The sequence below is a fragment of the Patescibacteria group bacterium genome (assembly GCA_041650995.1).
Classification (GTDB): domain Bacteria; phylum Patescibacteriota; class Patescibacteriia; order XYB2-FULL-38-15; family XYB2-FULL-38-15; genus JAHIRI01.
On the sequence record JBAZJZ010000010.1, the window covers coordinates 1 to 2,607 of the forward strand.

5 protein-coding genes are annotated in these 2,607 nt (G+C 39.6%); all 5 read right to left on the reverse strand.

Annotated features, from left to right (window positions below; genetic code table 11):
• The coding region (locus WC445_05005; protein MFA5129280.1) for an aminotransferase class V-fold PLP-dependent enzyme at window positions 1–495 on the reverse strand (495 nt) is incomplete at its 3' end.
• Between the two features lie 4 nt (window positions 496–499).
• Entirely contained in the window at window positions 500–745 is a 246-nt protein-coding gene (locus tag WC445_05010; GenBank protein MFA5129281.1) for a NifU family protein, read from the reverse strand.
• A 14-nt stretch (window positions 746–759) separates the two neighbouring features.
• Entirely contained in the window at window positions 760–1,326 is a 567-nt protein-coding gene (locus WC445_05015) for an MBL fold metallo-hydrolase (GenBank protein ID MFA5129282.1), read from the reverse strand.
• 4 nt (window positions 1,327–1,330) lie between these two features.
• Window positions 1,331–1,705: an iron-sulfur cluster assembly scaffold protein gene (locus tag WC445_05020; GenBank protein MFA5129283.1), complete on the reverse strand. Its 375-nt coding sequence runs from the start codon at window positions 1,703–1,705 to the stop codon at window positions 1,331–1,333.
• 138 nt (window positions 1,706–1,843) lie between these two features.
• Window positions 1,844–2,607: L,D-transpeptidase family protein (locus WC445_05025; GenBank protein MFA5129284.1), on the reverse strand; the 764-nt coding region annotated here is incomplete at its 5' end.

Genomic DNA, 2,607 nt, shown 5'->3' on the forward strand with positions numbered 1-2,607 from the left:
TCCGATCTCTCTAATCGGCTGAATACTGCCGACCTCGCTGTTCACATACATTATAGAAATTAAAACCGTATTTTCTTTTATCGCTTTTTTTAATTTTTCTAAATCCACCACTCCGTTAGGCTTAACTGGCAAAAAAGTAATCTCTACGCCGTTTTTTTCCATTTCCAAGCAAGGCGCAAGCACGGCGTCATGTTCAATTAAAGTCGTAATAACATGAGGATTTTTCACTCCTTGACTTTTCAAGGCCTTAATCAGCCCAAATAAAGCCAAATTATCAGATTCGGTCGCTCCAGAAGTAAACACAACTTCTCCTGGCTCGCAATTCAAAAAGGAAGCCATCTGTTCTCTGGCCTTATCAACGCCAGCCATAACCTCCTGGCCAAAACCATGAATGGAAGAAGGATTGCCGAATTTCTCTCCGAAATACGGCGTCATCTCTTTTAAAACTTTTTTGTCTACCGGCGTGGTAGCGCTATGATCGAAATATATTTTCATATTTTTATGCGTTAATCACTTCCTTTACTTCTGGAACGACTTTTTTAATTTCCACTTCTACTCCTTGCTTCAAAGTTATCTGCGACATGTGGCAATGCGCGCAATGGCCGACCAATTGCACCTGCACAATTCCGGTCTCCGGATACCAGCCGATAAACTTGATATCCCCGCCATCAGCCTGTAAAGATGGCCGGATTTTTTCTATAACTTTTTTAATCTTAGATTCTATATTTTTTGTTTCTTTTTTCATATTATTTATTATTTTTACTTTTTAACTTTAAACATTGCTCCATGCCCAGGAATCACAAAATCAGCTAATTCCAAAACTTTTTTCCGGCTCTCAGCCAATTTAACCGGATCAGAAGCGTAGGGATCATTCTCGGGATAATTTTCTTTCCAGAAAACATCTCCGCAAATCGCCACTATCCCCTTTTCCGTTTCAACCAGAAGGGTAAGAGAAGTGGCATCGTGGCCGGGCGTTTTTATAATTTTAATATCCTCGCTAAAATCTTCCCGCCAATCATCACACTTATTGCCGTCCCAAACGCCGAAATACTCTATAACTTTTGCTTTAGCAAACATGCCGGTATTGCGATAATGATCAAGATGGGAATGAGTCAAAAAAACATAATTGATATCATCAGTACTCAAACCATCTTCCCTTAATCTGTCCTTCAAATCATCTTGATTTCTCAAAACTCCCGGGTCAACAACAATCGTCACGCCATTATCTCTGACCAAAGTAATGGTTGGGCAGGTCCTTTCTTCCCCTGTCGTTTCCACTTCTTCCGCTGAAGTATAGCCTCTCATTAAAATTTTTGCTTCTGCCATATATTTATTTCTTATTTTTTAATTCATAACTTTTAATTGCTTCGTGTAAAGCTTCAACTCCGAGCATTGAACAATGAATTTTTACCGGCGGCAACCCTCCTAAATCTTTCACAATTTTATCTTTAGTGACTTTTAAAGATTGTTCAATGGTTTTGCCTTTCACCATATCAGTCAAAGCTGAAGACACGGCAATCGCGGCGGCGCAGCCTAAAGTTTCAAATTTTATATCTTCTATTTTATTATTTTTAATTTTTAAATAAATTTTCATCACATCTCCGCAGCCTGGGTTGCCAACTTTTCCCACCGCATCCGCATTTTTAATCACACCCTGATTGTGGGGATTTTTAAAATGATTCAATACTTTTTTTGAATATATCATATATTTAGTGTCATCCTGATCCGCCAGTCGGCGGAGAAGGATCCCGTGGTTTCTGGTTATTCATAATTCATGAACAGACCGTTGTTCTCGGGATTCTTCGCCCCGAGGCTTCGGGACTCAGAATGACAATATAAATTGTTAATAAATAAACACTGGCGTGCCGACTTCAGCCCAATTATACATAAATTCAGCCGGACCAGTTCCCAATCGAATACAACCATGCGAAACGGCAGTTCCTAAATGATTTTCACCTTCCTTATAGCCATTCGGCCAAACTGGCAATTCATGAATGCCGAATTTACCATATTCCATTCCCATCCAATACGGCATCCAAAGACCATAGCTTGACGACCAGGCCTTGGGAAATTTGTTATAAATTGTAAAATGTCCCTTGGGCGTCGGCATACTGGCCTTGCCAGTCGAAACAATGAAACTACCGAGCTTTACTCCTCCTAGAAAATAGCTCAAAACCTGCGCTCGCGTGTTTACTTCTATTCTTTTATCTAATTTTGCGCCATCGCCGGCTAAAGGATTAAAACCGCCTTTTATTTCATCACCGTCTGAATAACCATCGCCATCCGTATCGGGATTTGTTAAATCCGTGTGAAAATTCAATTCCATTCTGTCAGACAAACCATCGCCATCATAATCGCTGTCTTCCAGTTTTATTCTTTTTGGATTTAACGGGGAATAACCCGTATTTAACTCCTGCCAGTCGCTATAACCATCTCCATCCGTGTCAGCCAAATTTGGATTAGTTTTATAAATTTCTATTTCATCCTGGTCGGGAACACCGTCATTATCTGCATCCGGCAAACTATTGGCTGAAACTGAAAAAACATTTAGAAAAAGAAAACAAAAAATAAAGAAACATGGCAAGCAAGTGTTTTTTATTTTATTTC

Excerpts from the sequence above, each read along its gene's own strand:
- WC445_05020 (MFA5129283.1), bottom strand. The coding sequence starts at position 1,705 with ATGATATATTCAAAAAAAGTATTGAATCATTTTAAAAATCCCCACAAT.
- WC445_05010 (MFA5129281.1), bottom strand. The coding sequence starts at position 745 with ATGAAAAAAGAAACAAAAAATATAGAATCTAAGATTAAAAAAGTTATA.
- WC445_05015 (MFA5129282.1), bottom strand. The coding sequence starts at position 1,326 with ATGGCAGAAGCAAAAATTTTAATGAGAGGCTATACTTCAGCGGAAGAA.